The sequence below is a fragment of the Moritella dasanensis ArB 0140 genome (genome assembly GCF_000276805.1).
GTDB classification, from domain to species: domain Bacteria; phylum Pseudomonadota; class Gammaproteobacteria; order Enterobacterales; family Moritellaceae; genus Moritella; species Moritella dasanensis.
Genome location: NZ_AKXQ01000013.1, coordinates 36651 through 61956, shown reverse-complemented (window position 1 = coordinate 61956; position 25306 = coordinate 36651). Strand labels below are relative to the sequence as shown.

Genomic DNA, 25306 nt, shown 5'->3' with positions numbered 1-25306 from the left:
GGGATACGAAAAAGATTAAAGCGACTGCATGCTACCTTTTGGTAATACAGCGGCAATGTAATCACGTTTAATCGTGATATTTGTTGCATCAGCAATCGTGATCACGATGTAATCATTACCTTCAGAAATCTTTGTAATTCTACCTACGATGCCACCAACAGTAAGTACTTCTTCACCTTTTGACAATGATGTCATTAGGTTCTTCTGTTCTTTTTGACGTTTCGCTTGTGGGCGATAGATCATGAAGTAAAAGATCACACCAAAAATACCTAACATGATCAACATTTCGTAACCACCACCAGCTGGAGTTGGAATACCTTCAGCAGCAACTGCATTTGCAATGAAAAAACTCATTTTTATTTCCCTTTATAAATTTTAATATTGATATGATAAACCAATCACATTACCTTACTACTAATGAGAAAGGTTTACCAAACTTAGATCAACTATCAGGTCAGTGTTTGCTTAATAATTAAGCGTCAGACTTCGCTAAAGGCGGCACTTCACGGCCTTGTTTAGTATAGAAATCTGTAACAAACTGTTCAAACGTATCTGCATCAATTGCATCGCGGATACCTTGCATCAGGTTTTGGTAGTAACGTAGGTTATGCATCGTGTTTAAACGTGCGCCTAAGATCTCGTTACATTTGTCCAAATGGTTCAGGTAAGAACGCGTGTAGTTCTTACATGTGTAGCAATCACATTCTGGATCAAGTGTACTCGTATCTGTTTTATGCTTCGCATTACGGATCTTGATAACACCTTCACTTGTGAATAAGTGACCATTACGCGCATTACGCGTTGGCATAACACAGTCAAACATATCCACACCACGACGAACACCTTCAACCAAATCTTCAGGCTTACCAACGCCCATAAGGTAACGTGGTTTGTCTTCTGGAATTTGTGGGCAAGTGTGCTCAAGAATACGGTGCATGTCTTCTTTTGGTTCACCTACAGCTAGGCCACCAACAGCATAACCGTCAAAGCCGATGTCTAATAAGCCTTTTACAGAAATATCACGTAAATGCTCGTAAACACCACCTTGGATAATACCAAACAAGTTATTTTTATTTTCTAACTTATCAAAATGATCACGTGAACGTTGTGCCCAACGTAATGACATGCTCATTGATTTTTCAGCTTCTGACTCAGTCGCAGGGTATGGCGTACATTCGTCAAAAATCATGACCACGTCAGAACCCAAGTCATCTTGGATTTCCATCGATGTTTCTGGGTCTAAGAAGATCTTGCTGCCATTAATCGGATGACGGAAATGTACACCCGCTTCCGTGATTTTACGCATTTTACCTAGGCTGAATACTTGGAAACCGCCTGAATCAGTCAGGATAGGACCCTGCCAGTTCATGAAGTTATGTAAACCACCGTGCAGTTTCATTACTTCTTGACCAGGACGTAGCCATAAATGGAAAGTATTACCTAACAGAATGTCTGCGCCAGTATCGTCGACTTCTTCTGGCGTCATGCCTTTAACAGTACCGTAAGTACCTACTGGCATGAATGCTGGCGTTTCAACAACACCACGTTCAAAGATCAAACGACCACGACGTGCATTACCAATCGTTTTATCTAATTCGTATTTTAACTTCATATAAACCTCAAGTCAGAGAAACAGTCTGACATTATTTCTTTTAAAAAATTCAAACAACATACGTATCGTCGTTGTTTATCGTTAACAAACCAGTGATGAGTTAATCAATACCAACCCACCACTAATTAAATTTAGTCTGCGGTCTGCTTAGTCACAAACATCGCATCACCATAACTGAAGAAACGGTATTTCTCAGTAATAGCATGTTGATAAGCTGGCATCACGTGGTCATAACCAGCGAATGCAGATAACAACATAATAAGGGTTGATTCAGGCAAATGGAAATTCGTTATCATGGCGTCAACAAGTTGGAACTTATAGCCCGGATAAATAAAGATTTCAGTGTCTTCAAAAAATGGCGCTAGCGGTAGACCTTTTGCCATTGTTGCTTGCGCGGCACTTTCTAACGAACGTACTGAGGTTGTACCCACTGCAATTACACGACCGCCATTGGCTTTCGTTGCTGCAATTTTAGCCACAACTTCTTCAGATACTTCGGCATATTCAGAATGCATGTGGTGATCGAGAATATTATCAACACGTACTGGTTGGAACGTACCTGCACCAACGTGCAGTGTCACAAATGCCGTGTTTACGCCTTTTTCGGTAAGTTGTGCTAACAATGCTTCGTCGAAATGTAAACCTGCTGTTGGTGCAGCGACTGCACCTGGTTTTTCATTGTAAACAGTTTGGTAGCGTTCTTTATCTGAATCTTCGTCAGGGCGGTCAATATAAGGCGGCAATGGCATGTGCCCAATGTCTTCTAGTATTTCCAATACATGACGTTCATCTAAGAATTTAAGTTCAAATAACGCATCATGACGAGCAACCATCTCAGCATTAACAGTGCCTTCTAAGATAAGTCGCGCGCCTACTTTCGGTGATTTTGACGAACGTACGTGGGCAAGTACTGAGTTGTCGCTAATAACACGCTCAACAAGCACTTCAATTTTACCGCCAGAGGCTTTTTGACCATACATACGCGCAGGAATAACGCGGGTATTGTTAAATACCATCAGATCGCCAGCTTCCACTAAATCAAGAATGTCTGCGAACTGTTTATCAACAAGCTCACCGCTATTACCGTTTAATTGGAGTAGACGGCTTGAACGGCGATCCGCTTTTGGATAACGCGCAATTAACTCGTCAGGAAGACTAAAATTGAAATCTGAAACCTGCATGAAGGTACCTTAAAATCGAACTAAAAATTGAAATAGTCCGCTAGTCTAGTTATCAACAGAGATAATATCAAGGGAAGAAGAGATTTGTACCAATTATGACGGTTTAAATAACCACTTAATAACCTCCCCCCTAGATCGAGCGAAGGTTATTAGCAAAATCGGGGGCAGACGTAAGATGCGAGCCCTTCTGATTATCTGTTTACTTGATCAGTTAACTAAATAATAAATCAGTTATCCGTATAATAAATTTTATTATTCATCAAGCGAATATCAAACTCAGTGTCAAACGACACAAGCCCGCCATCCAACTTGTGCAACCAACGCCAACGATCTTGCTCTGCGTTTCTAAACATCACAAACATGGCAATGTACTCTGCATCATCGACTTGTACAAATTCATAATTTAATTTGGCATTAGGTTGTACATTGAATACTTGTTTATCAACTAAGTCTGTACCAAGTATCAATTCATCCGCTTGCCACAACTGATCGAAACTAGCATTTCGAAAAGCACTGACCGACGATAATTGATAAACCTTAACCATCACAGGAAAGGGTTCGCTGTGTATGTTGCTATTGAGATCTGCTGACGCGGATAAGTTTAACCGAACATCAGTACTACTACAGGCCGTAAGTAATAGCAGCATAACGGTGGTAGTGAGCAGTTTGGCACTTTTTAACTGTGCATAAAGAAAGGCAGTAAATAATTTCATCGGCTTAACATCCATTGTTATGAGCTAATATTTGAGTGTTCAATAGGTATCCATACCTCACCCCGTTATAACAAAATAGTGGGCAATATAAAACTGTAGGCAATAAAAAAGCAGCTCGAGAGCTGCTTTTCATATTCATATCAGTATTTACTGCTTAATTAAAAGGGGATTATTCCCACTCAATTGTTGCAGGTGGCTTACCAGATACATCGTAAACTACACGAGAAATACCATCGATTTCGTTGATAATACGGTTTGAAACATGACCGATTAAATCATACGGCAGATGTGACCAACGTGCTGTCATAAAGTCGATTGTTTCTACACAACGTAGTGATACAACCCAATCATACTTACGGCAATCGCCCATTACGCCAACAGAGCGTACTGGTAGGAATACAACAAATGCTTGGCTTACTTTATGGTAAAGTTCCGCTTTGTGTAGTTCTTCGATGAAGATAGCGTCAGCACGACGTAATAGGTCGCAATATTCTTTCTTCACTTCGCCAAGTACACGCACACCTAGACCAGGTCCAGGGAATGGGTGACGGTAAAGCATGTTGTATGGAAGACCTAGTTCTAGACCAATCTTACGTACTTCATCTTTAAATAACTCACGTAATGGTTCAACTAGACCCATTTCCATATCGTCAGGTAAACCACCTACGTTATGGTGAGATTTAATGACGTGTGCTTTACCATTCTTAGTCGCAGCAGATTCGATCACGTCTGGGTAGATAGTACCTTGCGCTAACCATTTAGCGTTTGTTAATTTCTTCGATTCTTCATCAAAGATTTCAACAAATACACGACCAATGATTTTACGTTTAGCTTCTGGATCGTTTTCGCCAGCCATTTGCTCTAGGAAGCGATCTTCAGCTTTAACGTGAACAATTTTCAGACCGAAACGATCACCAAACATATCCATTACTTGCTCGCCTTCGTTTAAACGAAGTAGACCGTTATCAACGAATACACATGTTAGCTTATCGCCAATTGCGCGTTGTAATAACATAGCAACAACAGATGAATCAACACCACCAGATAAACCGAGGATAACTTCATCATCGCCGATTTGCGCTTTCATACGCGCAATCGCATCATCAATGATTGACGTTGAAGTCCAAAGTCCGTCACAGCCACAAATGTCTTTGGCAAAGTGAGCAAGCATACGCTCACCTTGACGAGTATGTGTTACTTCTGGGTGGAACTGAACGCCGTAAAAACGTTTTTCTTCGTTTGCCATCGCAGCAAACTGACAAGTCGCTGTGTTAGCAACTGTTACAAAGCCTTCTGGAATAGCAGAAACTTTATCACCGTGGCTCATCCATACGTCTAATAGTGCTTTACCTGATTCAGATACTGCATCTTCGATAGAGTTGAATAGCGCAGAAGGCGCTTGCATTTCGATTTGTGCATAACCAAATTCGCCTTCGCCAGTACCTTTGATGACTTTGCCACCAAGTTGCTCAGACATTGTTTGCATACCGTAACAGATACCCAATACAGGTACGCCTGCGTTGAATACATATTCAGGTGCACGAGGTGAACCCGCTTCAGTTACGCTTTCTGGGCCACCAGCAAGGATAATACCGTTTGGATTGAATTCACGGATTGCCGCTTCATCTACATCCCATGTCCATAATTCACAGTAAACACCGATTTCACGGATACGACGAGCGATTAACTGCGTATATTGAGAACCAAAGTCCAAGATTAGGATTTTTTGCTCATGAATATTTGTGGTCATTAAAGATATTCCTGTAAATATATTTAGTTGTTATGTTTATAATAATAGTAAGAGGAGACATTTGTCTCCTCTTGAATTATCAGTTTCGAACTATCTATTTTGCTAAAACTAACTTAGTTTGAACGGTAGTTTGGCGCTTCTTTAGTCATGATCACATCATGAACATGGCTTTCTGTGATACCAGAACCAGTGATACGAACAAATTCAGCTTTCGTGTTCATGTCATGGATAGTTGCACAACCAGTTAGACCCATTGAAGAACGAATACCACCCATTTGTTGATGGATGATTTCTTTCAATTTGCCTTTATAAGGAACACGACCTTCAATACCTTCAGGTACTAATTTGTCAGCAGCGTTTTCTGATTGGAAGTAACGGTCAGATGAACCCTTAGACATAGCGCCTAATGAACCCATACCACGGTATGACTTGTATGCACGACCTTGATAAAGTTCAACTTCACCCGGTGCTTCTTCAGTACCAGCGAACATAGAACCAACCATTACACATGATGCACCAGCAGCAAGTGCTTTCGCGATATCACCAGAGAAACGGATACCACCATCAGCGATAACTGGAATACCAGTACCTTCTAATGCAGTTACAGCGTCATTGATTGCTGTGATCTGTGGAACACCAACACCCGTAACGATACGAGTAGTACAGATTGAACCAGGGCCGATACCAACTTTAACGCAACTAACGCCAGCTTCTACTAATGCTAGAGCACCTGCGCCAGTTGCTACGTTACCACCAACGATTTCTAAATCTGGGTATGCAGCGCGTGTTTCTTTAATACGGTTTAGAACGCCTTGAGAATGGCCGTGTGATGAATCAATTAATAAAACATCAACACCCGCTTCTACTAATGCGTCGATACGCTCAGTAGTTGAACCACCAGCGCCTACAGCAGCACCTACACGTAAACGACCTAATTCGTCTTTACATGCGTTTGGTTTTTTCTCTGCTTGTTTAAAATCTTTAACCGTGATCATACCCGTCAATTTAAAGTCTGCGTTTACAGCAAGTACTTTTTCAATACGGTGTTTGTGCATTAGGCCAAGTACTTCTTCACGAGAAGACTTTTGTCCAACAGTCACTAAACGATCTTTCGGTGTCATTACTGATGAAACTAGGGCAGTTAAATCATCAACAAAACGTACATCACGACCAGTAATGATACCCACTAGGTCATTGGCTTCGGTTACTACAGGAAAGCCAGCAAAACCATATTGCTTAGCTAGTTCAGCTACATCAGCAATAGTCATATCAGGTTTTACAGTAACGGGCTCAGCAACAATACCACTTACATATTTTTTAACTAAACGTACTTCAGCAGCTTGACGCTCGATTGACATGTTCTTGTGAATAAAACCAATGCCACCTTCTTCAGCTAACGCAATCGCTAAACGACCTTCAGTTACTGTGTCCATCGCAGCAGCAAGCATAGGTATGTTTAACGAGATTTTTTTCGTTAGTTGAGTTTTTAGGTTCGCATCGTTCGGTAGAACAGTTGAATGAGCAGGTACAAGTAGTACGTCATCAAAGGTAAGGGCTTCTTTGGCAATTCTTAGCATGGGCAATATCTCACCTTGTAAAGGGATAAAATGGACGACATAATTGGTACAAATATTGCGGACGAAGTATATGGATGGTTTAGGGTAAAAGCAAATTATATTTCAATTATTTGAAGTTATCTTTGATCTTAATGCCTATTAAAAAGCAAACCTGCTACAATATTCCGATACTATTTCATACCGATTACTGATAAAAGTGCATCAGATTTTAACTGCTTAACGCGAGAGAGCCTTATTTTGACCAATCCAAATATTTATACCGTGACTCATTTAAATGCTAGCGTTAGGCAATTGATCGAATCAGAAATGGGTACGCTGTGGTTAACCGGTGAAATTTCCAATTTTGTTGCGCCCGCATCGGGGCATTGGTATTTATCCCTCAAAGACAGTCGCTCACAAGTACGCTGCGCGATGTTCAAAGGCAACAACCGTCGGGTAACATTTCGCCCAGCCAACGGCCAGCAGGTATTAGCCAAAGTACGCGTGACCATGTATGAACCTCGCGGTGAATATCAATTAGTCATTGAATCATTAAGCCCTGCCGGTGATGGCTTATTGCAACAGCAATATGAACAACTAAAAGCTTCGTTAGACGCACAAGGTTATTTTGCTCAAGCGCATAAAAAGTCCCTCCCCCTGCATGCGAAAAAAGTGGGTGTTATCACCTCAGCAACCGGTGCAGCTGTACACGATATCTTGACCGTACTTGAACGTCGTAGTCCTAATTTACCCGTGATTATCTACCCAACACTCGTGCAAGGTGCACAGGCTGCCCCGGCCATTGTTAACGCCATTAATATTGCTAATCAACGTAACGAGGTCGACTTGTTAATTGTCGGCCGTGGCGGTGGTTCGCTGGAAGATTTATGGTGTTTTAATGAAGCATCCGTTGCACACGCTATTTTTAACAGCCAACTGCCGATTATCAGCGCCGTTGGCCACGAGATCGACGTCACTATCGCCGATTTCGTCGCTGATATGCGCGCACCAACACCTTCTGCAGCCGCTGAATTAGTCAGCCAAGACCAAGCGCACCTACAGCAACAAGTTACGAATCTGAGCAACCGTTTAAACAAAGCCATACAAAACCAGTTAGCAAGAAAACAACATCAACAGCGTTACTTACAACAATCGCTGATGAGCCAACACCCACAGCATAAACTACAGCAACAGAGTCAAAAGCTTGATGAGCTTAACTTACGCTTAAACCAAGCTGTTAATCGCCATATCGGTCAACAGAAGTTACATTTAACTCAGCTAACAGGACGTTTACAATCGCACTCTCCCGTGCACAAGCTGACCGCGATGCAGCAGCAACAAGCCAACTTGCAAAGCCGTTTACACAGCGCCATGCAGCGCCGCTTACAACAAGAACAGAATCAATTACAAAATCTGGTACAGCAGCTGCAAACCGTCAGTCCATTAGCGACATTAACCCGCGGTTATTCCATTACCCAAAATGACAAACAACAAGTCATTACCTCGGTAGCGAAACTAAAATCAGGCGACAAGCTAGTGACCCGCTTTACCGATGGTGAAGTTCAGTCTACGATTGATTAATAAGTAATCTTACTTAGAGGTGGTAAGCGCTAGGCAAGGTAAAAATCGCATGAATATTATAATAGTTAATACATATAAGCCTTACCCATAAAATAATAATTCATTAGACTAATAGATAAAAATACCTCACGTCTTATTCTAATCTGCCGATAGACTAGTTAGCTTACTATCATGATTACTACAAGGCAGTCTAAACATGAAATCAATTAAAAATATTTACTCTTCCTATTTCATTGCATTTATGCTCGCAATAATGGTGTTAACAACCATTGGTATTAAAATGTTTGTCTCGCCAGAGTTACTTAAATCTTCAGAAAACATCATCCACACATCATTGCAAAAAGTATCTGAAAACGTATTCGCAAAGCTCAATAAAGTCGAAGCTCAACAGAAAAATATTACCCAAGTTATTCCTGAACTATCCAGTGAGCAAATTGATGCTTTGTTACCAGCGTTAGTCGATCAGTATGGCGACAGTAACGTCTTTGGTGGCGGTATTTGGCCATTGCCAGAGCAACGCCAAGAAGGCACACGTAAATTTAGTTCATTTGTTCACCGTGACAATAGCAATCAACTGATCCGCAGTGATTATTGGAATACCGCTGCATCACCTAATTATTTTGAGCAGTCTTGGCATAAAGCGGGACAAAATGCACCTAAAGGCACCTGTGCCTGGGCGCCAGCCTATAAAGATTCAGCAAGTCCCGAAGCGCGTACTAACTGTAGTATGGGTATCTATAAAGACGGGCGTTTATATGGTGCAGCAACGATTGACGTCACACTCGGTTTCTTTAATCAACTTGCTACAGACTTAGAACAAGAGTTTGGCGGTTATATTCTAGTGGTCGAACAAGATGGCAAGATCCTGAATAATACAGCGGCAACGTCAGGCGAGTTATTATTAAAAACAACCGCTTCACTGGCATCGCGCTCAGCGTTTATTAATGCCGTAAATAACAATTTAAACAATCAAAATAACAGTCACTATATTAGTTATGCTGCAGATAATGGTGAAGAATACGCATTGTATTTCCAACAATTAACAGATACGCCATGGTCAATCGCGTTAGCCGTGCCAGTGAGTTCTTTACATGAGAATGAGTCGGTTATTTTATCGATTATAGCGGCGATCCAACTGCCACTTATGTTAGCGATCATTTGTTTTTGTTACATTACATTTAAGCGTTTATCACAACGCCTTATCGTATTACGTGAAAACATCGACTTACTTTCACAAGGTAATGCTGATCTAACTACACGTGTAGAGATTAAGGCAAACGATGAAGTCGGTGATATTGGTCATTCAGTGAATAACTTTATCAATTATTTACATACCTTAATGTTATCGGTGAATGATTCATCTATAAAAATATCGGGATCACTCGCCCAAGTAGAAGAACAAACTCACATCACCAATAACATTGTCATTAGCCACGCACAAGAAACAGAACAAGCAGTAACAGCGATGGAAGAAATGAGTACCACAGCAACGATTGTAGCAACCAATGCCGCTGATGCTGCCGCTTCTACTCAGCAAATGCACGATGCAGTTTCACAATCAAAACTAACGGTGATACGTGCATCAAACAATGTTCAAACATTATTGGATGATGTTGAAGACACTGTAGTCAATATTGAGAGCATGGCCCAGCATACCCAACAAATAAGTAAGGTATTAACCGTGATCGGTGATATTGCCGAACAAACTAACTTACTGGCGCTAAATGCCGCCATTGAAGCTGCACGTGCTGGCGAACAAGGTCGTGGGTTTGCCGTGGTTGCAGATGAAGTGAGAGCATTAGCAGCGCGTACGCAAAACAGTACTTCAGAAATTAATGCGATGTTAGCAAAGCTTAATTCCGGTGTAAATGCCGTGGTGACCGCGATGGATAAAACCAAAGAACGTTGTGTAACAACGGCCACAGATACTCAAGAGGTAAATCAAGATCTTGATAGTATGGAAGTAGCGATTGCCACTATCAGCGAGCTAACGATCCAAATAGCTTCAGCTGCAGAAGAACAGAGTACAGTGAGTAATGAAGTCACGCGTAACATGAGTGAGATAAAACTCATCGTTAGCGAACTCTCAAGTAATGCTGAACATACAGCAACGACAACAAAAGAACTTGGGGTAATGAATACCGAGTTAAAAGATGTTGTGGGTAAGTTTAATTTATAACTGCATTCGTCACTGTAATACTCACAACATGACGAGTCACTAACATGACCTGAACACCAGCCTTGTTTGTTATCGCAAACAAGGCTTTTTTAAAACGAGTTTAATCAAACGTGACGCTCTGAAAGTGTGGGTTATCTGTTTTCACCTCTAGCGTTAAAATACTATCGAGCACAATCAATTCACTCTTTCCCTCAATATCCATTTTAATGCATTCTTCCCTACCCTCATTACGCTGTGTATCAATGCCAGTACCAACAATTTCAGCACCCGTTCTTAGGGTTAATTTAATAAGATACCGATACATGCATGCTATTTCGATATAATCATATTGCTCACATTTCATCATAACGCCTCGTTTTATCACTTAAGTATTTCGCTGGTGTCGACCCTGTATGCTGACGAAAAAAACTAATAAACGCACTGTCACTGGTAAAGTCTAAATCGAATGCTACCATCGAAATACGCTGACCTTCCGCTAAACGCTCGATGGCATTGAGCAACCGCCATTGCTGCCGCCACGCTTGATAAGGCATACCGGTTTCCCGAGAGAAAATGCGACTGATGGTTTTACCGCTAGCGCCAATTTCAGTTTGTAATTGGTTTAATGGTTGCGGAGGCAAGTCATTTACCATTAGCGCCATTAACCATGTTTGTAGCCTCAGATCCTTTGGTAATGGTAGGTGCAATTGTTGCACCGGTGCCACAGCCAGTTCGTCACAAAATAATGCCAGGGTATTAGCTTGTTCTAGTTCCGCTTTATCCCACGGCCAAAATGCCATACGTTCAATCAGTGCTTGTAATAAGATATTCACTTCGACAATGCACATAGTCGTCGGTAATAACGCAGCCAGATCGGCACTGAAATATAACGAACGATACGACACCACATTACGCATACGTGCGCAGTGCATCATCCCAGCGGGGATCCAAGCTGCACGTGTCGGTGGTAATACCGATTGCATGCCATCGAGAGTAATACTGATACAACCTGCGGGGGCATATAATAACTGGCCTTTATTATGCTTGTGCATACCAGAGTCATGCTGACCAACCTCGGTCGCGATACCTATCACTTGATTGGATAAGCTATCGACATTAAATTGCTGCCCTTCTGCAATAGCCGCCATTTGTCCTCTTTTTGATATTAACTGTTCTAATGTTTGTAATACGAATGCCCCATCATAACTATAATGCCGACATATTAATAATACAGAGAGAACATGGCATGAACAAAAAACCACACATCGGCCTTATATTGGCTTTAATGATGTTTCCACAAATTGTCGAAACCATCTACAGTCCGGTATTGCCACACCTTGCAAACAGTTTTGATGTCAGTATTCATACCGCGACGCAAACCTTATCTATCTACTTTAGCGCATTTGCATTGGGTGTCATCTTTTGGGGACGCATCGCCGATCTGATTGGCCGTCGACCAGCGATGTTAATTGGTTTATGCACGTACGGCTTAGGGTCTATATTGGCGTTAATGGCTACGGATTTCAATATGGTGATGATGGCTCGATTTACATCTGCATTTGGCGCTGCAGTTGGTTCTGTCGTAACTCAAACCATGCTACGAGACAGCTATAACGGTCATGATTTAGTTAAAGTGTTTACGCTAATGGGTATGGGGATCTCACTGAGTCCCGTCATCGGTTTAATATCGGGTGGCTTTATCGTTGAGTACGCTGGTCATATAGGGGTGTTTTCAGTGTTACTTATACTGGCTATATTATTACTCTTAGTGACACTTAAAGCGTTGCCTGAAACGCGCCCTGACAAGATAGTTAAAGTGAATCTCATGACTTTACTCATGCGTATGCTGAAAGACAGTGACATTCGTTACAATTCTATTTTGGTCGCCCTGTTTAACCTAGTGTTATTTAGCTATTACTCACTCGCGCCATTTATCTTTAGCAAACTCGATTTTAGCTCGATTGAATTTGGTTACACCGGCATCGCATTAGCCTGTGGTAGTTTACTCGGCAGTTTGCTTAACAAACGTTTGCTGCAAGTGAAATACACATCACAGTCATTACTAGGTTTAGCCTGTGCTTTAGTATTTTGTGGCAGTATCGGAGTTTATACACTGCAAGACAGCGTTTGGTTGTTAGCACCGATGCTAATTGTGGTAATGAGTTATGGTATTGCCATTCCGAATATTCTTGCGCATGCCTTAGCAAAATATAAAGATGTCGCTGGATCTGCAGGCGCAGTATTTGGCTTGTTGTATTATTTACTTTTAGGGGCGGGATTGGCGGTCACAGGAATATTAAACAACCTAGGCTTAGTACTGGTCCTCGCGGCTGTCATCATCTTAATCTGCACTGTTCAGCTTAACCGAGCAGTGCATAAAACGGCCACTAAGCTAAACGTTTAGTCCAGTTGCCGCCATTATCACGAGCACAGTTTTCTTCACTATCAAATTTGATCTGTTTATTGGGATTTTTTAGTTTCACATCCATCGACATAAGTGCCTGCGTTAACAGCCCCTGCAAACGCAAATCTTGCTTCGAAGCTGTCAATTGGGCAATATCAGCATTGCTATCAAACACGCATGTCAGCTTTAATGATGCCGGGAAATTAGCGTAATTAACCTGATGTGTTAACCATTGAAAACCCTGAATGTCGTCCTTTGCCGTTTCACAAACATCGGTAAGGATTTTACATAAATTATTATCAATCTTCTTTTCTGTTTTAGTCATGTTCTGCCCGCGGTTAGACTGTCAATTTTTATAGCGCTATCCTACCGTAAATCAGGCGCTATAAACAATAAAACCAGCCCGAAGGCTGGTTATGCAAAGTGTACTTTGAAGTAGCCCGTTAATTAAATCCCAACTTCACCGCCATCATTTTTACGAATAATCACCGTTGCCGCGCGCGGTCTAACCGCTTTATGACTCGGAGTCGCCATCGTCGCATCATTGCTATACGGCCAGTTAGCTGGATGCTGAACATTCAAGAACAGATCCGTCTGCGCAGGACTAAAGGCTAATCCCGTGACTTCAGCACCATTAGGGCCAACGAAGAAACGTTTTAATTCTGTTTGATTGCTGCTGTTGATGGTATCGAGTTCGCCGGAATCAGTCGTTAACTGACTAGGCACCACAGCCAACATCTGATCATTGGTATATTCCGTTAATTCAGGTGCGCCGTTATCGGTTTGCATCCACATAATGCCACGAGCATCGAACGCTAAACCATCAGGGCTGGCGAATTGGTTTAGTTCAGCCAATCCTGAAATATTCACTTCTGGAGATGCATCTTCAGCAGCACCAAACACGAAGATATCCCAGCTAAATTGCGTAGCATTATCGCCTTCTTGCCAACGGATAATATGACCCGTGCTGTTATTCAATCTTGGGTTAGCAGCGTTAGTTTCTGTAGTACGCTTAGTGTTATTAGTTAAGGTCATGTAAACCGCACCATTCACTGGATCTACCGCTGCCCATTCTGGACGATCCATTGGCGTTGCACCGACTAAATCTGCTGCGCCTGCGGTATTAAGAATAATACCCGCCAAACTTGAGAAGGTATCAGCAAGTGTGCCACCTTGAGTCGTCGTACTGTCCATTGTTAATGGCAGCCATACACCAACGCCATTATCATCGAATCTAGCGACGAACAACGTACCTTGATCCATGTATTTAGCACCAACCGCTAAGCGATCATCACGCCCTGCGTCAGCAGCATGCCAGTTAACATCAGATACAAATTTATAAATATATTCGAAGCGCGAATCGTGACCAGAATAAAATACGATAGGCTTGCCTTCAACAACTTGGCCAAACACACAACCTTCATGACGGAAGCGACCCAGTGCAGTACGTTTTACCGCGCTAGTGCTATTATCATACGGATTAATTTCAACGATATAACCGTGGCCATTGGCTTCATTACGGTAATCTTCAGTGGCATCTTTGCCCATTTCAGTGATATCGAAACGCTTAAATTCATCATCAATCTCAGCTGCATTTCCGGCTAAATCATCCCAACCATAACGCGTGTTATTAGCATCAATACCGATACGTGATTGATCTGCGGTCTGCGTGCCGGTATTAACAAAATATCCAGGCCAGTTTTCTTCGCAGGTCAAGTAAGTACCCCATGGTGTGTAGCCATTACCACAGTTATTTAACGTGCCTCTGACTTTATCGCCAGCGGGAGAGAAAGGCGTTTCAAGTAGCGCTTTATTAGCAACAGGGCCACTAATATTCATAGTCGTAGCACCAGTAAAGCGGCGATTATGACTATCATTTTTAACCACATCCCACATACCATTGGTTTGCTGAACCCTTACCACAGTAACACCATGCGCATTAATTTCTTTACGTACTTCATCAAGGATTGTACGTAGGCTATTACTGTCTTTAGTAGGACCTGTTGGGTGTAACGCTTTTTGGTCTATGTATTCGTGATTAATACATAATAAGCCATCGGTAGAACTACCATTTAACGGGAAGTAGTGCATGCCGTCATGATGCATACCGAGTGAATTCGCTTGATCAAGCGCGGTGTTAGCACCATCTGTGCGCCATTCTTGCGCAAGATCGTTCAATGGTGTTCCCCAAGGAGCCAGCACTTGTGCACTGTAACCTTTCGGTACAACAACAGCATCTAACTTGGCGCCAGCAATAGAATCGAAACCTAATTTAACTTTAGCGCCTGTTGAACCCGCAGAGTGAGTCATTGAGCTCGTTGCTGAACTCGAACAACCTGCCAGACCCACACCGCTTAACATGCCAACAGCAGCCATCCCCATTCCGGCTCTTAATATACTACGGCGAGATAATTCTCTCTCCATTACCGCTGCGAAGGGTTCGTTGTTACTGTTATTATATTTCGTTGGGTCAAATGTATCTTTGCTCATGCTTTTATCTACTTAGGTTATAATTTAAGACCGCTATAAAATAACAACCTAGTGTGTATATTCTATTTCAGAAATGTGACAGTTTTTATAAATTTTTATTGAATGCCACACACAATCAACGCTGAGCCATGGTTATATCCCTCACGTTGGCATATACGCTGCTATGGTTAAGAGTACGTTATTAATGATGGTGATAAAATGAAGTTACGCACTCTCTTCCCATTACTCTTTCCGTTACTCTGTCTCTGTGCATTAATAGCTGCGACCTCATCAAGTGTGGTGGCGTCTGAGCAGCCAACCATTACATTAGCCCTCGATAATGATGGTACTTTTGGTGTTGACCAAGACTACAGTAACGGTATTTTTATCTCTTATACTTCCAGCGCAATAAGCACACCGTCGATGCTGACGTATTTGAGTCTATCCATATGGGAGAAGCCTTCTCTAGATAAGTTTGAGTTCACGCTGGGTCATAAAATGTGGACCCCCTCAGACATTGAGTCGACAGAACCAGTCGCTAACGATCGGCCTTATGCTGGTTACTTCTATGGTGAATTTAATTTCATTAGCCTTAACCCACAACAAGTACAACGATTTAACCTCACACTTGGCGCCACAGGTGAAAGTTCATTTGCAGACCAAGCCCAAAAGATTGTCCATAAAATGACTGGGTCTGATGAACCAAAAGGCTGGGAATATCAAATAGAAGATGACGTGGTAGGTAGTATTGGCTACCTCACTCACGTTAACTTTAGCCGTAATGCCTTATTTGATAATGATGACTCTGCTCATACTTCTTTTAATAATACCGAGTTTGAAATATCTAATATTACCGAAATTAATGTGGGAGGATTTAGAAGTGATGTAGCAACCGGCATGATGTTTCGCTGGGGTACAGATCTTGCTGCTAATATGGGCGCGGCAGGTATTTCAACCGAACATCCCTTTCGCCCTGGCATGATTGGCGCGTCAAGTTCAGCTTGGTTTGTATTTACCGGCGTTGAAGGCCGTTACCGATTTAACGACATAACCATTGAAGGTAAACGGCCTAATATCCCCGATCCAGAAAATTACCCGTCGACACTTGAAAACTGGCAATCAAGCGCAGTATTAGGCGCAACATGGTATAACCGACATGTTGGTCTAAGCCTAACCTTTACCGCTAAAACGCCAGATTATGAACAAGCTCAGACGGCGTTATACGGTACTTCAGCCCTTGCTCTGTTTGCTTTTTTATAAGTTTTTTCTAAGTTTTTTCTAAGTTAAGCATTGACCCGTTAGTACACCTCAACAGGTAATAATAGTTCATTATGCACAACGGCTTTTTCAAGTAAGTAAATCGAAAATGTCGAACCGATGCCCAGATCTGATTGCACTGTGATCTTACCGCCTACTTCGCTAATAATGGTTTGGCTCACCGATAACCCTAAACCAGTACCGCTACGACGCGTCGTAAAAAACGGATTGAAAATACGCGCTAAATTGTCCTCGCTAATACCACAACCATGATCGCTAATATGTACAGCAGCGCCAATTATATTGCCTTTATCATCCAACCAATCTTCAGTTTTAATTTTCAGCATGCCTTTGTCATCCATGGCATGCACCCCATTCATCTGTAAATTAACTAACACTTGCAGCAATTGATGACGGTTTACTTCCACGCAGCACTTGGCGTCGAGTTGCGATTCAATTTGTACATTGGCGGATTTGGTGCCAGAACGAACCAAGGTCAGACTTTCTTTAACGATTAGGTTTAAATGCTGCCAAGTGACCTCATCTTGCACGCCACCTTGGCGGCTGTATTGCAGTAAACTGCGGGTAATATTACGGATACGATCTATTTGTTCATGTATTGCTTCCAGTTCTTCGCTCACCCGTAAGCTGTCATCGCCTAACTCGAGTTGCAACAACTCCACGTTACCTAAAATAACCGCGGTCGGATTATTAATTTCATGGGCAATACCAGCAGTGAGTTCACCCAGCGCTGCCAGCTTTTCACTCATGACGAGTTTACTTCGCGTTTGGTTTAACAACTTAATGTACTGTTCTAACTCTTGGGTTTTATCATGTAAACTTTGAGTACGCGTACGCACTTTATCTTCCAGTTCCACCGACGCTTGTTTAATCACATCATTGCGTTGTTCTAATTGATCGAGCATGGAATCAAATTGCTGACCAAACGCCGCTAATTCATGATCTTTACATAACCCCAGATCGCCAATACGACGATTAAGTCCTAGCGGCACCACTCTAACAACATTATGGATCTTTTCTATCGGTCGAAATAAATCCCGTGCACCACGATATACCAAGCCACCCGAGAGTAATAATACCGCAATAATACCAATGCTAAACTCGGCAATGTTAGTTAGAAAGGTTTCAACTAAGGGCCATTCTAAATAACCGGTATACAACATGCCGATGACATTACCGTCATAATCTCGTAGTGGTTCATAAGCCGAGATATACCAATTGTCATAAACAAAAGCACGACCGACCCACTCGTCTCCATCAACAAGGACTTGTTGTTTCACCTCTGCAGAAACCCGGGTGCCAATAGCGCGACCATTAACTTTATCGCTGTCTAAGGGCACGTTAGTACTCACCCGTATATCATCCATAAATAGCGTCACAGTTCCTATACTACCCTGCGGCAATGTACCAGGGGTGTAGACAAGATCACGAATACGATCAACCAGTGAAGTACTATTATTTAATAATATGCCGCCATCTAAGATCCACAGCAGTTGCTTATTACGATCAAATATCGGCAGTAAATTACGACTAACCAGTCCTTTTGACTCTAACTTATTTTCACGTAATAACGGAATTTGCGCATTGATTGGCAGATTTTTGTTCAGCGCAAACAACTGCCCACTGTTTAATACTTGTAAAAATGTTTGTGCTTTACCCGCCAGTAACGACAGTTGATTCACCAGTGGGAAAGTATCCAAATCTGAGGCCGGATGCAAAACCACAAAATCCAAGTTATGACTCTCTGTCTGCTGATTAACCCACGTCGGTAATTTGGCTTTATCTGTCCGTAATAAGTGCTGAAATTCGTACGAGGATGACAACGATGTAAGCTGCAGGCGCTGCTCTTTCTGCAACAGCGCAATACTATTATGTGCCACAGTCCGGTCAGCTTTTACATTCATTAAGGCGTTTTGCCAGGTGTACGTCACCGTCCAATACATAGCCAGTGCGAACAGCGCAAATAACGTCAGAATAATGGGTACCGAGGTTAATACCAACAAGCGGTAACGCACCATGGTTCGAAAACGTTTAATCCATAACAGTATAAATTGCTTCATTTTCATAAGGCCGCTTCATCAATCCATTCTTTATATTTACGCTCTAACGTTTTACGTGCTACGCCAAGCTTACGCGCCGCTGCTGATTTATTTCCTTCATTAGAATCAACAACCTGCATGATATGTGCTTTTTCAACTTGTTTTAATGTCCAGGCCGTTGGATAACAATATTGTTCTTCATCCCCATCCCCCACAGATGAACAGTGACACGGGCTTTCAAGATTCGCTTCATCGATACTGGCTTGATCAAACTGAGCAATAGTCGCTCTTGCTAACGGCACGGTATCACCTTGTAACTCGCGCCAATATTCCGCAGGTGGTTTGCCTAACAAAATACAACGCTCCATCATATTACGTAATTCACGAATATTACCTGGCCAGTCATATGCCTGCATGGCTTTTATATCTTCATGTGTCCAGCTTACCCCTTTCATGCCCAAGTCATTGGATAATTTCAGGGTAAAGTGATGCGCCAATGCCGGAATATCTTCAACGCGATCACGTAACGGTGGTAACTCAACTGTTAATACGTTTAAGCGATAATACAGATCTTGACGAAAACGACCGGCATCGACTTCTTGTTTTAAATTACGGTTAGTCGCCGCAACAATACGCACATCGACGGGGATCTCACGTTCACCACCCACTGGGCGAATGGCCTTTTGCTCCAATACCCGTAATAACGATGATTGCATGGCCAGTGGCATTTCACCAATTTCATCCAAAAATAGCGTACCGCCATTAGCGACGCGAAATAACCCTTCACGGCTTTTCTTAGCCCCCGTAAACGCACCTTGAGTATGACCAAATAATTCACTTTCTAATAAGTCGGGGGCAATAGAACCGCAGTTTAACGGTACAAAAGGACCATTACGTAAGCTCAACTGATGCAATGCTCGCGCGACTAATTCTTTACCTGTGCCAGATTCACCTTCGACTAATACCGCAGCCATAGATGGCGCAATTTGGGTGATCAGTTTTTTCATCGCTAATGTTTTGCTGGCGTCACCAATAATATCAATCGGGAAGGTACGTTCAATATCACGCTGCAGCGCAAAGTTCTGACGTTCAACTAAACGGCGCTCGATACAACGACTCACCGATTGCATCATTTGTTCGAGGTTAAACGGTTTTAAAATAAAATCTGATGCGCCTGCACGCAAAGCTTTAATCGCAGTATCTAAATCGGCATAACCGGTCATGAAGATCACATCGCTGCGGCGCGTTTGCGGATCAAATGCTTCGTGCCACTCAATACCTGAACGACCGGGTAAATTGATATCGACAATCAATAAATCGAAATGACAACGTTTACGCAGCTCTTCCCCTTCCTCGATGCTACCGGCGGTATCAACTTGCGCAAATTTTTTGCTTAAGGCTTTCTTTAAGATCGCGCGCATACCCGGTTCATCATCAACAACAAGTACAGAGACTGCAGCCCAAGAGGGAGAAGAAGTAAATTCAGACATAAATATAAATAACTACCGTAATTTTTAAGTTGCGACATTTTGTCTCATATCGACTAACAAAGTCAAAACTGTTTCAAGCCTTTATTTTCACTCAATTTAATAAAAATATTATTTACCTTTTAAATTAACCACTTATTGGTATTTCTGGTGTTTTATATGGTTTGTATTTTAATTTGGCATCTAATTTGCTTTATAACGACAAATACTGTGATTTTTCAACTAACTTTTCTTATAGCTAACTTAAACGTCAGGAAGACCTAATGACTGTAAAACCGATGACATGTATCCAAACATTACTTACGCTACTCGCACTTGCAACAACAGCTGGTGTTCATGCCGCTGACGACATGAAGATCCGTTTGGCGACGACTACGAGTACTTATCATTCAGGACTGCTTGACTTCTTATTACCAGAATTCAAAAAAGACACAGGTTATACAGTCGACGTACTTGCTGCTGGCACCGGTAAATCATTACGTATGGGTCAAAATGGCGATGTTGATTTGGTGATGACGCACGCTGCGAATGCAGAAGCGAAATTCGTGGCAGCTGGTTACGGCGTACTGCCACGTAAATTAATGTATAACGACTTCGTATTAGTTGGTCCAAAAAATGATCCTGCAAAAATCAATGCGGATAAAGATGTAGTGAAGGCATTAGCTGGTATAGCTTCTTACAACGCGACCTTCATTTCGCGTGGTGATGATTCTGGTACGAATAAAAAAGAATTGGGTCTGTGGGCACAAACTAAAATGGAACCGACCTTTTCAGGCTACAAAGCCGTAGGCCAAGGCATGGGGCCAACACTGAACATGGCATCGGAATTACAAGCATATACATTAACAGACCGTGGTACTTGGTTAGCTTACCAAGCCAAACTAGACCTGCAGATTGTAGTGCAAGGTGACAAACGTTTATTTAACCCGTACCAAGTTATCTTAGTGAATCCAAGCCGTTACCCAAGCATCAACTATCAAGGTGCAAAGATTTTTAGCGATTGGTTAGTTAATCCAAAAGCACAGACTATGATCAACAGTTATAAACGTGGTGGCGAGCAATTATTTGTCGCTAATGCCAAGTCTTAATCAACGAACGAGTAACTTAGATAACGAATGAATATCTGGCAAACGACCCAAGACGCAGTACAACTTCTCTTCAGTGGCGATATGGCACTGTGGGGAATTGTCGGTGTGTCATTCTCAGTGTCTTTGCTGGCGATCACCTTGGTACTCGTACCAGCATTAGTGATCGCCTTTGCCCTCGCCTACGGAAAATTCCCTGGGCGTTGGTTAATACTGTCTTTATTTAATACCTGCCAATCCATCCCTACCGTGGTGATTGGTTTGTTACTTTACATGACGCTGTCTCGCGCTGGTCCGCTAGGTGATTGGCAAATGCTATTCACCCAAAAAGCGATGATATTGGGACAGATGATGGTGTGCTTTCCCATTTTAGTGTCAATGATGCACGCGGCATTTCAAAACAGTGATCGCCGCGCTTGGGAAACGGCACTGACATTGGGGGCAAGTTTACCCCGCGCATTATTAAGTTTGATGTGGGAATGTCGATTCCCGCTACTTGCTGCTGTTATCGCCGCATTTAGTCGTATTATTACCGAAGTTGGCTGTTCAATGATGGTCGGCGGTAATATTCTCAATTCGACCCGTAATATCCCCACAGCAATCGCCCTCGAAAGTTCAAAAGGCGCATTTGCACAAGGGGTAGCCCTAGGCATGGTGTTATTAATCTTAGCCCTAGGACTTAATTTCTTATTATCTATCGCCCGTGGTAAAGCCCACTTGCGTACCAATTAGGCTGAGGTAAGGTCATGTCGCAAATTACAATTCAAGCAGAAGATATCTCGATTCGCTTTAAAGATCGGCTGCTTTTTCACATACCTCACCTTAAATTCGGCCCGCAAGAAGCGATTTACCTTACTGGCGGTAACGGCGTGGGTAAAACCACCCTGCTAAAAATATTATCCGGTTTACAAAGCCCAACCACAGGTACTGTCAACCTACAGAACCAAAGCTGGTTTGCACGGTTATTTAAAAGTAATGGCAAAAATGGCGTTATCTATATGCACCAAACACCGTATATGTTTGATGGCAGCGTATTGGATAATGTCTGTTATGGTTTAAAATTCGCCCTAAAAGGCCGCCAAGAACAACGAAGTGAAGCGATAACTGCCTTACGTATGGTAGGGTTAGAGACCTTAGCTAATGAACATATTTCGGTATTGTCAGGTGGCGAACGCCAACGTGTGGCAATGGCCAGAGCATGGGTACTAAAACCTAGCGTGCTGTTAATGGATGAATCAAGTGCCAGTATGGATAAAGAATCCATCGAACGCCAAGTGGTGTTAGCCAAAGATTTACTCGAGCGCGGCTCAACTTTAGTCATCACCAGCCACCAGCAAAATGCACTTACCGCACTTTGTCGCCGTCAATGGTGCATTAGCAATAGCAAACTAATCGAACGAGCAGATTTACAGCTCATTAAAAAAGATAAGGATAACTATGCTTTCGGCTGAACAAACAAATTGGGTGATTTTAGCAGGCGGGCAAGCTAGCCGCATGGGTGGCAATGATAAAGGCTTAGTGCAATTAGCGGGTAAAGCCATGATTGAACATGTTATCGATACCCTCGCGCCGCAGACAACTCATATAGCCATTAACGCCAATCGCAACCAAGACAGTTACGGCCAATATGGCGTGGTATTTGGCGATCAATTACAAGGTTACCCCGGTCCACTGGGTGGCATGCATGCCGCGATTTTACATTTAGCGGATGCTGAATGGATTGGCTTTGTACCTTGTGATTGCCCACAACTACCGCATGATTTAGTCGCGCGAATGGCCGCAGCTTGCCAAGCCGATACCGATATCCTCGTTGCCCATGATGGTGAACATATTCAACCCGTAGTAACGCTGTTACACCGTCGTATTTTACCTAAGTTAGAAGCATTTTTAGATAATGGCGATCGTAAAATCATCCTATTATATCGTCAATGTAATATGCTTACAGTGGACTTTAGCGATCAGCCAAATGCCTTCGTTAATTTAAATACCCCTGTGGAACTAGCCCAATTTGGACAGCAATAAGTTACCCATAATAAATCACCAACAATGAGTCAATAACAATGAGTAAGCATCATGAGTAAAATACACGCGTCACTGCCTTTACTTGGCTTTGCAGCCTTCAGTGGTACAGGTAAAACAACACTACTTGAAGCCATGTTACCTAAGCTAGTCGCGCGTGGTATTCGTGTTGCTGTGATTAAACATGCACACCATGATTTTGATATTGACCAACCAGGTAAAGACAGCCATCGCTTGCGTAAAGCAGGCGCGAGCCAAATGCTGATCTCATCACGTTGTCGCCGTGCATTAGTCACCGAAACACCTGATGAGGAAGCTACCTTACCGCATTTAATCGCGCAATTAGATCAAACCCAACTCGACCTTATTTTGGTTGAAGGCTTTAAAAAGCTCAGTTTCCCTAAAATTGAATTACACCGTAGCGAAGTCGGCAAACCTTGGTTGCACCCAACTGACGATAATATTATTGCCGTGGCTGCCAATGTAGCTGTTCCCGTGTCGGGATCTGCAGCTTTAGCAGAAAAAGCGTCACTCCCCCTACTCGATATTAATAATCTTGAACAGATCACCGATTTTGTGGTGCGCTTTATTCAAGGTGAAGTTGATACCAGCGCAGCATCACAATCACAAGGCTTGCAGTGCGGCGATCTAACACCACAAGGCATGTTGTCTGTTGCCGAAGGTCGTGAGCGTATTCTTGGTCATATTGTACCAATTGAACAAGCGCAGACCGTTGATTTAAAAGCGGCTTTGGGTCAAATTGTCGCACGTGATATTTTATCGCCCGTCAATGTTCCACAACACACCAATTCAGCAATGGATGGTTATGCCATTCGCGGTGATGATTTAGAACGTGAAGACTATACGGTTGTTGCTCATGTGATGGCTGGTCACAGTTACGACTTACCACTCGAAAAAGGCCAAGCAGTCCGCATCATGACGGGGGCTGCGGTACCTGAGTACGCAGATACAGTCGTGATGCGTGAGCAAGCAGAGCAAATCGACAACATAGTTCGCTTTAATCTAAACATGGCTGCAATTAACGCTGGCCAGAATGTACGCCAAGCAGGTGAAGATTTAGCATTAGGCCAAACAGCCGTTGCTGCGAATAGCAAGATCACCGCACCAGAGTTAGGCATGATAGCCTCACTGGGGATCAATCAAGTATCGGTAAAAAGAGCGATTCGCGTGGCGATTTTTTCCACCGGTGATGAAGTTCAACATCCAGGTGAAGCGCAAAAGAATAACTGTATCTACGATTCCAACCGTTACACTTTACACGCGATGTTAACGCAAGCGGGTTGTGAGGTGATTGACTTAGGTATTATCGAAGACAATGAAGCTGCATTGGAAATGACCTTAGAGCAAGGTGCCCAGCAAGCTGATTTAATCTTATCTTCTGGTGGTGTCTCGGTTGGCGATGCTGATTACATTAAGACAGTATTAGCCAAGCTCGGACAAATTAACTTTTGGCGTATTAATATGCGTCCAGGTCGTCCGCTTGCCTTTGGCCACATTGATGACACGCCGTTTTTCGGTTTACCGGGCAATCCAGTTGCCGTAATGGTGGTGTTTTTACAATTTGTCGAACCTGTGATCCGCAAACTACAAGGTATGGATAATTGGCAGCCACAAGTGTTCAATGCAGTTGCGACAGAAAAGTTCCGCTCTCGTCCTAACCGTACAGAGTATACCCGTGGTATTTTTAGTTTTGATGCTAATGGTCGTTTAACGGTAAAAAGTACCGGACAGCAAGGCTCAGGCATCTTACGTTCGATGAGTGAAGCGAATTGTTTGGTTGAAGTATTACCTGAACAGGCAAATGCAGAAATTGGGGATTTGGTGCGTGTAGTACCACTACAGGGTCGCGTTTAGTACTTATAAATAAACCGCTATTAAATAAAATAGTGGCGTGCTCACATCACGCCACTATTCCCCTATTACATTCTATCTAATCTACCCTTACTTAGATCT

General features: G+C 42.7%; 21 protein-coding genes. 9 read left to right on the top strand and 12 right to left on the bottom strand.

The genetic code is table 11. The features are described from left to right. Nucleotides 1–15 precede the first annotated feature (15 nt). The 6 genes from yajC to guaB all read right to left on the bottom strand — a co-directional run bounded on the left by yajC (nucleotide 16) and on the right by guaB (nucleotide 6833). On the bottom strand, nucleotides 16–354 hold the full coding sequence (gene yajC / locus A923_RS0112415; RefSeq protein ID WP_017221998.1) for a preprotein translocase subunit YajC: 339 nt from the start codon (nucleotides 352–354) through the stop codon (nucleotides 16–18). A gap of 118 nt (nucleotides 355–472) precedes the next feature. Further along, nucleotides 473–1612 carry a tRNA guanosine(34) transglycosylase Tgt gene (gene tgt / locus A923_RS0112410; RefSeq protein ID WP_017221997.1) on the bottom strand — a complete coding sequence of 380 codons (1140 nt, stop codon included), beginning with the start codon at nucleotides 1610–1612 and terminating at the stop codon, nucleotides 473–475. Nucleotides 1613–1743: 131 nt separating this feature from the next. Then, nucleotides 1744–2793, bottom strand: coding sequence for a tRNA preQ1(34) S-adenosylmethionine ribosyltransferase-isomerase QueA (gene queA, locus A923_RS0112405; protein WP_017221996.1), 1050 nt, complete (start codon nucleotides 2791–2793; stop codon nucleotides 1744–1746). Nucleotides 2794–3020: 227 nt separating this feature from the next. After that, nucleotides 3021–3506: a type VI secretion system lipoprotein TssJ gene (gene tssJ / locus A923_RS0112400; protein WP_237716215.1), complete on the bottom strand. Its 486-nt coding sequence runs from the start codon at nucleotides 3504–3506 to the stop codon at nucleotides 3021–3023. 169 nt (nucleotides 3507–3675) lie between these two features. Continuing rightward, nucleotides 3676–5256 carry a glutamine-hydrolyzing GMP synthase gene (guaA, locus tag A923_RS0112395; RefSeq protein ID WP_017221994.1) on the bottom strand — a complete coding sequence of 527 codons (1581 nt, stop codon included), beginning with the start codon at nucleotides 5254–5256 and terminating at the stop codon, nucleotides 3676–3678. Nucleotides 5257–5369: 113 nt separating this feature from the next. Further along, complete coding sequence (gene guaB / locus A923_RS0112390) at nucleotides 5370–6833, bottom strand: IMP dehydrogenase (protein ID WP_017221993.1); 1464 nt, start codon at nucleotides 6831–6833, stop codon at nucleotides 5370–5372. A gap of 234 nt (nucleotides 6834–7067) precedes the next feature. Here guaB and xseA point away from each other — a divergent pair, with 234 nt between their 5' ends. Continuing rightward, nucleotides 7068–8393 (top strand): exodeoxyribonuclease VII large subunit, encoded by a 1326-nt coding sequence (xseA, locus tag A923_RS0112385; protein WP_202800842.1) that lies wholly within the window; start codon nucleotides 7068–7070, stop codon nucleotides 8391–8393. 196 nt (nucleotides 8394–8589) lie between these two features. Beyond that, nucleotides 8590–10572: a methyl-accepting chemotaxis protein gene (locus A923_RS0112380; RefSeq protein WP_017221991.1), complete on the top strand. Its 1983-nt coding sequence runs from the start codon at nucleotides 8590–8592 to the stop codon at nucleotides 10570–10572. Between the two features lie 100 nt (nucleotides 10573–10672). Here A923_RS0112380 and A923_RS0112375 read toward each other — a convergent pair whose 3' ends face one another. Continuing rightward, complete coding sequence (locus A923_RS0112375) at nucleotides 10673–10918, bottom strand: Rho-binding antiterminator (protein ID WP_026006218.1); 246 nt, start codon at nucleotides 10916–10918, stop codon at nucleotides 10673–10675. Next, complete coding sequence (locus A923_RS0112370) at nucleotides 10905–11699, bottom strand: AraC family transcriptional regulator (protein WP_017221989.1); 795 nt, start codon at nucleotides 11697–11699, stop codon at nucleotides 10905–10907. Before A923_RS0112370 ends, A923_RS0112375 begins: the two co-directional genes overlap by 14 nt. 98 nt (nucleotides 11700–11797) lie before the next feature. On the opposite strand from A923_RS0112370, the gene A923_RS0112365 reads away from it, so the two are divergent. Further along, complete coding sequence (locus A923_RS0112365; protein WP_017221988.1) at nucleotides 11798–12955, top strand: MFS transporter; 1158 nt, start codon at nucleotides 11798–11800, stop codon at nucleotides 12953–12955. Here A923_RS0112365 and A923_RS0112360 read toward each other — a convergent pair. Both A923_RS0112360 and A923_RS0112355 read right to left on the bottom strand, forming a co-directional pair. Then, nucleotides 12939–13280, bottom strand: a complete 342-nt coding sequence (locus A923_RS0112360; protein WP_017221987.1) for a hypothetical protein — start codon at nucleotides 13278–13280, stop codon at nucleotides 12939–12941. The two genes, A923_RS0112365 and A923_RS0112360, sit on opposite strands and share 17 nt — an antisense overlap. 122 nt (nucleotides 13281–13402) lie before the next feature. Beyond that, the gene (locus A923_RS0112355; RefSeq protein WP_017221986.1) at nucleotides 13403–15445 is read right to left on the bottom strand and encodes a PhoX family protein; all 2043 of its coding nucleotides are present in this window, start codon (nucleotides 15443–15445) and stop codon (nucleotides 13403–13405) included. Nucleotides 15446–15643: 198 nt separating this feature from the next. Here A923_RS0112355 and A923_RS0112350 point away from each other — a divergent pair, with 198 nt between their 5' ends. After that, nucleotides 15644–16684 (top strand): lipid A deacylase LpxR family protein, encoded by a 1041-nt coding sequence (locus tag A923_RS0112350; RefSeq protein ID WP_017221985.1) that lies wholly within the window; start codon nucleotides 15644–15646, stop codon nucleotides 16682–16684. A gap of 38 nt (nucleotides 16685–16722) precedes the next feature. Here the strand turns inward: A923_RS0112350 and A923_RS0112345 are convergent, their stop codons facing one another. Both A923_RS0112345 and A923_RS0112340 read right to left on the bottom strand, forming a co-directional pair. Continuing rightward, entirely contained in the window at nucleotides 16723–18768 is a 2046-nt protein-coding gene (locus A923_RS0112345; RefSeq protein ID WP_017221984.1) for a sensor histidine kinase, read from the bottom strand. Then, nucleotides 18765–20231: a sigma-54-dependent transcriptional regulator gene (locus tag A923_RS0112340; protein WP_017221983.1), complete on the bottom strand. Its 1467-nt coding sequence runs from the start codon at nucleotides 20229–20231 to the stop codon at nucleotides 18765–18767. Before A923_RS0112340 ends, A923_RS0112345 begins: the two co-directional genes overlap by 4 nt. 260 nt (nucleotides 20232–20491) lie before the next feature. Between A923_RS0112340 and A923_RS0112335 the strand changes: the two genes are divergently transcribed. The 5 genes from A923_RS0112335 to A923_RS0112315 are packed head-to-tail and all read left to right on the top strand — an operon-like array spanning nucleotide 20492 to nucleotide 25207. Continuing rightward, complete coding sequence (locus A923_RS0112335; protein ID WP_017221982.1) at nucleotides 20492–21316, top strand: ABC transporter substrate-binding protein; 825 nt, start codon at nucleotides 20492–20494, stop codon at nucleotides 21314–21316. 27 nt (nucleotides 21317–21343) lie between these two features. Further along, on the top strand, nucleotides 21344–22045 hold the full coding sequence (locus A923_RS0112330; RefSeq protein WP_017221981.1) for an ABC transporter permease: 702 nt from the start codon (nucleotides 21344–21346) through the stop codon (nucleotides 22043–22045). Between the two features lie 14 nt (nucleotides 22046–22059). After that, a complete protein-coding gene (locus A923_RS0112325) occupies nucleotides 22060–22764 on the top strand; it encodes an ATP-binding cassette domain-containing protein (protein WP_017221980.1) in 705 nt (234 codons plus the stop codon). Beyond that, nucleotides 22751–23335: a molybdenum cofactor guanylyltransferase MobA gene (gene mobA / locus A923_RS0112320; protein ID WP_017221979.1), complete on the top strand. Its 585-nt coding sequence runs from the start codon at nucleotides 22751–22753 to the stop codon at nucleotides 23333–23335. The genes A923_RS0112325 and mobA overlap by 14 nt, the downstream gene beginning before the upstream one ends. A gap of 51 nt (nucleotides 23336–23386) precedes the next feature. Further along, entirely contained in the window at nucleotides 23387–25207 is a 1821-nt protein-coding gene (locus tag A923_RS0112315) for a bifunctional molybdopterin-guanine dinucleotide biosynthesis adaptor protein MobB/molybdopterin molybdotransferase MoeA (RefSeq protein WP_017221978.1), read from the top strand. Nucleotides 25208–25306 lie beyond the last annotated feature (99 nt).

What these genes read in the sequence shown, in the direction of transcription:
- yajC (WP_017221998.1), bottom strand. Translation starts at nt 354, where the DNA reads ATGAGTTTTTTCATTGCAAATGCAGTTGCTGCTGAAGGTATTCCAACT.
- tgt (WP_017221997.1), bottom strand. Translation starts at nt 1,612, where the DNA reads ATGAAGTTAAAATACGAATTAGATAAAACGATTGGTAATGCACGTCGT.
- queA (WP_017221996.1), bottom strand. Translation starts at nt 2,793, where the DNA reads ATGCAGGTTTCAGATTTCAATTTTAGTCTTCCTGACGAGTTAATTGCG.
- tssJ (WP_237716215.1), bottom strand. Translation starts at nt 3,506, where the DNA reads ATGAAATTATTTACTGCCTTTCTTTATGCACAGTTAAAAAGTGCCAAA.
- guaA (WP_017221994.1), bottom strand. Translation starts at nt 5,256, where the DNA reads ATGACCACAAATATTCATGAGCAAAAAATCCTAATCTTGGACTTTGGT.
- guaB (WP_017221993.1), bottom strand. Translation starts at nt 6,833, where the DNA reads ATGCTAAGAATTGCCAAAGAAGCCCTTACCTTTGATGACGTACTACTT.
- A923_RS0112380 (WP_017221991.1), top strand. Translation starts at nt 8,590, where the DNA reads ATGAAATCAATTAAAAATATTTACTCTTCCTATTTCATTGCATTTATG.
- A923_RS0112375 (WP_026006218.1), bottom strand. Translation starts at nt 10,918, where the DNA reads ATGATGAAATGTGAGCAATATGATTATATCGAAATAGCATGCATGTAT.
- A923_RS0112370 (WP_017221989.1), bottom strand. Translation starts at nt 11,699, where the DNA reads ATGGCGGCTATTGCAGAAGGGCAGCAATTTAATGTCGATAGCTTATCC.
- A923_RS0112365 (WP_017221988.1), top strand. Translation starts at nt 11,798, where the DNA reads ATGAACAAAAAACCACACATCGGCCTTATATTGGCTTTAATGATGTTT.
- A923_RS0112360 (WP_017221987.1), bottom strand. Translation starts at nt 13,280, where the DNA reads ATGACTAAAACAGAAAAGAAGATTGATAATAATTTATGTAAAATCCTT.
- A923_RS0112355 (WP_017221986.1), bottom strand. Translation starts at nt 15,445, where the DNA reads ATGAGCAAAGATACATTTGACCCAACGAAATATAATAACAGTAACAAC.
- A923_RS0112350 (WP_017221985.1), top strand. Translation starts at nt 15,644, where the DNA reads ATGAAGTTACGCACTCTCTTCCCATTACTCTTTCCGTTACTCTGTCTC.
- A923_RS0112345 (WP_017221984.1), bottom strand. Translation starts at nt 18,768, where the DNA reads ATGAAAATGAAGCAATTTATACTGTTATGGATTAAACGTTTTCGAACC.
- A923_RS0112340 (WP_017221983.1), bottom strand. Translation starts at nt 20,231, where the DNA reads ATGTCTGAATTTACTTCTTCTCCCTCTTGGGCTGCAGTCTCTGTACTT.
- A923_RS0112335 (WP_017221982.1), top strand. Translation starts at nt 20,492, where the DNA reads ATGACTGTAAAACCGATGACATGTATCCAAACATTACTTACGCTACTC.
- A923_RS0112330 (WP_017221981.1), top strand. Translation starts at nt 21,344, where the DNA reads ATGAATATCTGGCAAACGACCCAAGACGCAGTACAACTTCTCTTCAGT.
- A923_RS0112325 (WP_017221980.1), top strand. Translation starts at nt 22,060, where the DNA reads ATGTCGCAAATTACAATTCAAGCAGAAGATATCTCGATTCGCTTTAAA.
- mobA (WP_017221979.1), top strand. Translation starts at nt 22,751, where the DNA reads ATGCTTTCGGCTGAACAAACAAATTGGGTGATTTTAGCAGGCGGGCAA.
- A923_RS0112315 (WP_017221978.1), top strand. Translation starts at nt 23,387, where the DNA reads ATGAGTAAAATACACGCGTCACTGCCTTTACTTGGCTTTGCAGCCTTC.